At 49.8% G+C, this 6,655-nt stretch carries 8 protein-coding genes; 7 read left to right on the top strand and 1 reads right to left on the bottom strand.

Annotation, left to right across the window (positions count from 1 at the left end; translation table 11 throughout):
- The first annotated feature begins 73 nt into the window (after nt 1-73).
- Nucleotides 74-1,030 (top strand): tripartite tricarboxylate transporter substrate binding protein, encoded by a 957-nt coding sequence (locus tag Q8M75_RS00940; RefSeq protein WP_305485226.1) that lies wholly within the window; start codon nt 74-76, stop codon nt 1,028-1,030.
- An 84-nt stretch (nt 1,031-1,114) separates the two neighbouring features.
- On the opposite strand, the gene Q8M75_RS00935 is transcribed toward Q8M75_RS00940, so the two are convergent.
- Nucleotides 1,115-2,023: a LysR family transcriptional regulator gene (locus Q8M75_RS00935; protein WP_305485204.1), complete on the bottom strand. Its 909-nt coding sequence runs from the start codon at nt 2,021-2,023 to the stop codon at nt 1,115-1,117.
- Between the two features lie 151 nt (nt 2,024-2,174).
- Here Q8M75_RS00935 and Q8M75_RS00930 point away from each other — a divergent pair, with 151 nt between their 5' ends.
- From Q8M75_RS00930 to Q8M75_RS00905, 6 genes are all read left to right on the top strand, one after another.
- The gene (locus Q8M75_RS00930) at nt 2,175-2,735 is read left to right on the top strand and encodes an Rrf2 family transcriptional regulator (RefSeq protein WP_305485202.1); all 561 of its coding nucleotides are present in this window, start codon (nt 2,175-2,177) and stop codon (nt 2,733-2,735) included.
- A 98-nt stretch (nt 2,736-2,833) separates the two neighbouring features.
- Nucleotides 2,834-3,163, top strand: a complete 330-nt coding sequence (locus Q8M75_RS00925; RefSeq protein ID WP_305485200.1) for a helix-turn-helix transcriptional regulator — start codon at nt 2,834-2,836, stop codon at nt 3,161-3,163.
- A complete protein-coding gene (locus Q8M75_RS00920; RefSeq protein ID WP_305485198.1) occupies nt 3,160-3,648 on the top strand; it encodes an arsenate reductase ArsC in 489 nt (162 codons plus the stop codon). Before Q8M75_RS00925 ends, Q8M75_RS00920 begins: the two co-directional genes overlap by 4 nt.
- Nucleotide 3,649: 1 nt before the next feature.
- A complete protein-coding gene (gene arsB, locus Q8M75_RS00915) occupies nt 3,650-4,660 on the top strand; it encodes an ACR3 family arsenite efflux transporter (protein ID WP_305485196.1) in 1,011 nt (336 codons plus the stop codon).
- A 27-nt stretch (nt 4,661-4,687) separates the two neighbouring features.
- Entirely contained in the window at nt 4,688-5,416 is a 729-nt protein-coding gene (gene arsH / locus Q8M75_RS00910; RefSeq protein WP_305485194.1) for an arsenical resistance protein ArsH, read from the top strand.
- 71 nt (nt 5,417-5,487) lie between these two features.
- A complete protein-coding gene (locus Q8M75_RS00905; RefSeq protein ID WP_305485191.1) occupies nt 5,488-6,654 on the top strand; it encodes a DUF3300 domain-containing protein in 1,167 nt (388 codons plus the stop codon).
- Nucleotide 6,655: the final 1 nt, after the last annotated feature.

The following is a 6,655-nucleotide window of genomic DNA, read 5'->3' as shown; positions in this document are numbered from 1 at the left end:
CCATTCTTCCGGAGGAGCATTCATGAAGCATTCGATTAAACGCACCGCACTGTCCACTGCCATTGTTGTTGGCATGGCTGGCTTTGCTGCTAGCCCCGCTTTGGCGTGGGAACCTACTAAACCCGTTGAGTTTGTGATTCCTGCTGGTCCTGGCGGCGGCGCTGACCAGATGGCCCGTATGATCCAAGGCATCATCAGCAAGAACAACCTGATGAAGCAATCCCTGATTCCAGTTAATAAATCGGCAGGTGCAGGCGCAGAAGGCTTCTTGTCGGTTAAAGAAGCCAAGGGCGACCCCCATAAGATCGTCATTAGCTTATCGAACCTCTTTACCACTCCTTTAGCTACTGGCGTGCCTTTTTCGTATAAAGACATGACCCCGGTCGCGATGCTGGCTTTAGATCAGTTCGTTTTGTGGACCAATGCCGATAAGCCCTATAAAACCGCTAAAGAGTACATTGACGCGGCCAAAGCGGCTGGCCCCAATAAGTTCAAGATGGGCGGTACTGGCTCCAAGCAAGAAGACCAGATCATTACCGTAGCGCTAGAAAAGGCCACTGGCACCAAGTTCATCTACGTTCCCTTTAAGGGAGGCGGTGATGTGGCAGTTCAGCTCGTGGGTAACCACATTGACTCCAGCGTGAACAACCCAATCGAAGCGGTAGCCCAGTGGCGCGCCGGTAAACTCCGCGCCCAGTGCGTGTTTGACGATACCCGCATGCCTTACAAAGAGAAAATCACGCCGACCCAGTCCTGGAATGACGTGCCTACCTGTAAAGAAGTGGGTGTTCCAACCGACTACGTGATGCTGCGCGGCATTTTCATGCCCCCTGGCGTAACCCAAGATCAGGTCAATTACTACGTGGACCTCTTCAAAAAGGTCATTGCCACCCCAGAATGGAAGAAGTTCATGGCCGATGGCGCCTTTAACCAAACCTTCATGAGCGGCAAAGAGTTTGATAAGTGGTTAGACGCGAACGCTGCATTGCACAAGCAGCTGATGCAAGAAGCTGGATTTATTGCGAAGTAAGTTGGAAGACTGATGCGGGCATAGCCCCGTTCATTCAGAGAACGCCTGGCAACCCCAGGCGTTTTTTTATCTCACTGTAATGTGCTAGCGATTGCTGAGGGACATACTGCGCATCGGTGTTGCCAGAATCGATTGCACCAAAGGATGCTGTATGCGTTTTTCAGATCGGATGGCGTAAAAATATTCATGAATGTCTTCGCAGGCACCCACCGGATGAACTTGGTAATGGTGTTCGAGCTCCGATAACAAAATGGATGCCGCCGGAAATACACCAAAGCCACTCGATCCAAAGGTGACCATTAAAGCGTTATCCTCAAACTCCCCAACGATGTTCGGTGTAATGCCCAATTTTTCAAACCACAAATCCAATTTAAAGCGTACGGTCGAATGGTAGGTTGGCATGATGACGGGAATGGTGGCAAGGCTGTAGGGAAAATTCTCTTTTGCTTGCTCGAGCAATTCGGCTGAAGCAAGCCAGCTGACCGGCGAATGGCCTAGCTCCTGGCTGTAGAGACTCATGTTTTTATTAACGGGAGCAGGGCGATCAGCAAATACGAGGTCTAAGCGATGCAGCGCTAAATCAGCCAGCAAATCCTCGAATTCCCCTTCATGACATACCAGCTGAATTTGCTGCTCATGAATGATGCTATCGAGCAATTCTTTGCTCACTAACTTAGGTAGGCCATCTGCAACACCGAGTGCCAGTCGATTTCGTGGGGTGGCGGCAGAGCCACTCACCATGCTGGGGAGTTTTTCGCCGATTTGAAAGATTTGGTCGGCTAATTTCATGGCAGCAAAGCCGGCATCGGTAAGTACTAGGCCGCGCCCGGCTGGTTTAAACAACAAATGCCCTAAGTCTTTTTCCAGCTCATGTACTTGAGAGCTGATTGTTTGAACGGCAATATTGAGCCTGCTGGCTGCCTTAGTCATGCTGCCTTCTTTGGCCACCACCCAAAAGTAGTGTAAGTGCCTGTAATTAAAGTGCTGTGTCATGCCTTTGCGCCCATGATTGTATGAAGAATCCCTAGGTATTATAGGATAACATTCAGTAAATAACGAAAATATATTACCTAATTATCTTCTTTTTAATGAATGAATTTAAGTCTAAAGTGTATTCATCAAGATCCATAAGGAGTAGATGAATATGAAAATCACCACCAAAAGTCGTTATGCCGTCGAAGCCTTGGTCAGTTTAGCCAGTCAGTCTCAGGGCAAGTATGCGATTAACTTGCAAAATATTAGCAAGCAGACCGATATTTCTGTTTCCTACTTAGAGCAAATTTTCAGTAATCTGAAAACCGCCCAACTCATTGATAGTCACAAGGGCCCTGGTGGAGGTTACTGGTTAACGCGCTCACCGCAAGAGGTGTCGATTGGCGACATTATGCGTGCGGTTGATCACAGCAAAGGGTCTACAGATGGCTTGGATGGCGCAATTTGGCGTGATTTGGCTATAAAGATGGAGTCGTACATGGACTCGATTTCGTTGGCTACCTTATTGCCGCCCCAGAGCAGCTCGCCGGATTTGCCCGATGCCAATTTGATTCACAAAAAAGTCGATCAAAAGAAGGCAAAGAAAATGCTCAGCAATCTCAAGCCCATGATTGCGCATTCGCCCAAGCGCATGGCAAAAGACATCGGTAGTATTGCGAACTCGGTGTTTAGCTGGGGCGGTCAACTCAATAGCAAGGCACTCAAAAGCTAAACTGTTTCTCGGTACGAACAAAAGGGCTATGCGATCGTCATAGCCCTTTGTTTTTCGGCTGTCATAAAGTCGTCATATATTTCCATTATTATCGAAATATGAAAAATAATGATGCAGTCAATGCCTTCCTCGCCCTAGGGCAGGAGTCCCGATTGAATGTTTTTCGCCTGATAGTGCAAAAAGGCGATGTTGGCTTAACGCCAACGCAAATACATGAAATGCTGGGCATACCCAATGCCACGCTGAGCTTTCATTTGAAAGAGTTAATGCAAGCTCAGCTAATTACGCAAGAGCGTCAAAGCCGTAATCTCATATACCGACCCAACGCAGTGCACACCGCTGCCTTGGTTGAATTTTTACTGGATAACTGCTGCGGCGGTCAATCCTGCCTTCCCAAACCCCTGACCCGAAAGGTGAAAGCGCTATGAAGCAATACAACGTTCTATTCCTATGCACACACAACTCAGCTCGTTCCGTTTTAGGTGAGGCTTTGGCTTCAACCCACCCGAGTGGCCGCTTTATCGGCTACTCTGCCGGCTCTACGCCAGGCACCCGGGTCAATCCGTTTGCCGCTGAGATCGCAAGTGAGCTGGGATACGACAACAGCAAACTACGCTCCAAAAACTGGGATGAATTTGCCTTGCCGGATGCGCCTAAGATGGATTTCATTATTACGGTTTGTGACAATGCGGCTGGCGAGGTGTGCCCAGTCTGGCCGGGTAATCCGGCAACAGCCCACTGGGGCTTTCCAGACCCATCCCAAGTGAGCGGCAGTGATGAGGACAAGCGCCGGGCTTTTCGCGATGTTATGGGCGGACTCAAAAAGCGTATTGATATGCTCGGCTCTTTGCCATTAGAGAAGCTCGATGCGATGAGCATTCAAGCTGAAATCAACAAACTAGCGAAGGTCTAAGGTGGGTCTATTTGAACGGTATTTGACGATCTGGGTTGGTCTTGGCATCGCCGCTGGCGTAATGCTGGGCTTACTCATGCCGGGAGTGTTTCAGGCCATTGCACTGATTGAGTTTGCGCACGTGAATCTCGTGGTTGCTGTCCTTATTTGGATCATGATTTACCCGATGATGATCCAAATTGATTGGAGGGCCGTAAAGGACATTCATAAAAAACCTCAGGGCTTATTTTTAACGCTCGTGATTAATTGGTTGGTTAAGCCGTTCACGATGGCCGCATTAGGTGTGCTTTTTTTCCAGTACATCTTTGCGCCTTGGGTAGATCCCCAATCGGCGCAAGAATATATCGCCGGCATGATCTTGCTTGGCGTAGCACCGTGTACTGCGATGGTATTTATCTGGAGCCAATTGGTGAAGGGGGATGCGAATTACACCTTAGTTCAGGTGTCGGTCAACGATCTGATTATGGTGGTTGCCTTTGCCCCAATTGCCGCTTTTCTATTGGGTGTTACCGATGTCACAGTGCCTTGGGAAACGCTCCTTATTTCGACTATCTTGTATGTGGTCTTGCCTCTCGTCGCGGGCATTGCTACCCGCTTTGTATTGGCTAAGCGCTCAGCCGATGCAGTAGGGCAGTTTGTTGCTCAGCTTAAGCCTTGGTCGATTGTGGGCTTGATTGCAACCGTCGTGTTGTTGTTTGGATTTCAGGCTAATACGATTATTGAAAAGCCCCTCGTCATTGTCTTGATTGCAATTCCCTTGATATTGCAAACCTACGGCATCTTCTTCATTAGTTGGTGGGCCGCTAAGCGACTGAACTTGCCGCACAACGTTGCTGGCCCAGCATGTTTGATTGGTACCTCTAACTTTTTTGAACTCGCGGTAGCGGTGGCGATTTCCTTATTTGGACTGAACTCAGGTGCTGCTTTGGCTACGGTAGTGGGTGTCTTGGTCGAGGTGCCGGTCATGCTCTCCTTGGTGGCGATGGTGAATAAGTGGCGGCCAGCGCAGTAAGGCCATGCACTCATTACAATCAGCGCCATGACTGCATTTGATCCTACTATGGCGGCTGATTTGCCGCAGCTCGATACTGCTAGCTTTTCCATTCCAAGCGCCGCTCAATTGCAACATCCGCAGCCTTCTCATGCGCCACGATTTTTATTGCTTTATGGATCGCTGCGAACGCGCTCCTTTAGTCGCTTGCTCACGGAAGAGGCAGCTCGTATCCTCACCTTAATGGGTGGAGAGGTCAAGATCTTTAATCCGAGTGGTTTGCCTTTGCCCGATGATGCTCCTGAAACCCATCCCAAGGTAGCGGAGCTGCGTCAGCTTTGCGAATGGTCTGAAGGGATGGTGTGGTGTTCGCCCGAACGCCATGGCGCGATGACTGCCATTCTGAAAGCACAAATCGATTGGATACCACTCACCATCGGTGCTGTACGGCCTACCCAAGGCAAGACTTTGGCTCTAATGCAAGTTTGTGGTGGCTCGCAATCGTTTAATGCAGTTAATCAAATGCGCGTTTTAGGCCGCTGGATGCGCATGATTACGATCCCCAACCAATCATCGGTTGCGAAAGCCTTCCTTGAATTTGATGAGCGCGATCGGATGAAACCCTCGGCTTATTTCGATCGCGTCGTGGACGTGCTCGAAGAGTTATATAAATTTACCCTGCTGACCCGGGGTAATGCAGACTATTTAGTCGATCGCTACAGTGAGCGCAAAGAAAGTGCCGAAGCCTTGATGCAGCGAGTCAATCAAAAGACCTAAAGCATCTCTTTGCGCAGCTATTGAAATTCATGACAAAATAAGATCCTACTTGCAATTAAAGGGGTTTTATTTTGCGAATTACCCGATTAGCCGTATTGGCTACCACTGCACTGAGCACATCGGCATTCTTGGTGGGCTGTGCATCGAATACCAACACTATGCCTAACGAAGGGCAGTCGTATATGCAAAGTGCATATGACCCTGGTCAGGTGCAATCTCCGGCATTCTCGCAGCAGCAATTGCAATCGCTGGTTTCCTCGATTGCACTTTATCCCGATTCTCTCTTGTCCCTTATGTTGCTGGGCTCGACCTATCCTCTGGAAATTGCAGAGGCCTATAACTGGAGGCGAAGCAATGCTAGCCTCAGTGGCACAGCCTTGCAAAACGCACTCAATGCCCAAACATGGAATGACAGCGTCAAGTCGCTAATCTCGTTTCCCCAAGCCTTCAATATGATGGGCAGCAATTTAGAGTGGACGCAGAATTTAGGCAATGCATACAAATTGCAGCCTGCCGATACCATGAAGGCAGTTCAAGCCTTGCGTAAGCGGGCACAGCAAGCAGGTACGCTAAAAACCACTTCGCAAATGACGGTGGTAACGGATCCGAATTCCAATATTCTGATCATGCCGGCAAGCACGCAGGTGGTGTATGTCCCCACCTATAACCCCAATGATGTGTATGGCCCATGGCCTTACGCAGATTACCCGCCATACCCAGCCTACAACCCTGCATGGGGCATGATGTCCTTCGGCGTTGGCATGGCCATCGGCGCCGATTTTTGGTCAACCCCCAGCTGGAGCAACGGCACGATCAATGTGAATAACACCAGCGATACGATCCGTCCGAATCGGGGGGTTATTGGTCCAAGCAGTATTCAGAATCAGCAGCGTTTGGCCAATGACTGGAAGAACAATGCCACTGCCCAGCAAAAGCAGGATGCACGGCAGTTAGGCCAGCGCGCCAATAGTGACTTTCAGAAAAATGCCACAGCCCAAGAGCGCCAGCAAGCAAGTCAGCTAAACCAATCAGCCCGGGCCGATGCAGCGCAAGATCGAGCCAACCCCAATGTCGATCGGGAAAGCCTGCAAGAAAATGCCTTACGTAGCCAAGCTCGCTCCGATGCTAACCAAGACCGCTTTGGTGGTGACCGCGGTGGCTTTGGTGGTGACCGCGGTGGCTATGGCGGCGGTCGAGGTGGTTTTGGTGGCGGCCATTTTGGCGGCTTTCGGCGCTAAT

Origin of the sequence: Polynucleobacter sp., assembly GCF_030693775.1 — a bacterium.
Taxonomy (GTDB): domain Bacteria; phylum Pseudomonadota; class Gammaproteobacteria; order Burkholderiales; family Burkholderiaceae; genus Polynucleobacter.
The sequence above is the reverse complement of the archived record's forward strand: the minus strand, read 5'-3'. Positions and strand labels throughout refer to the sequence as shown.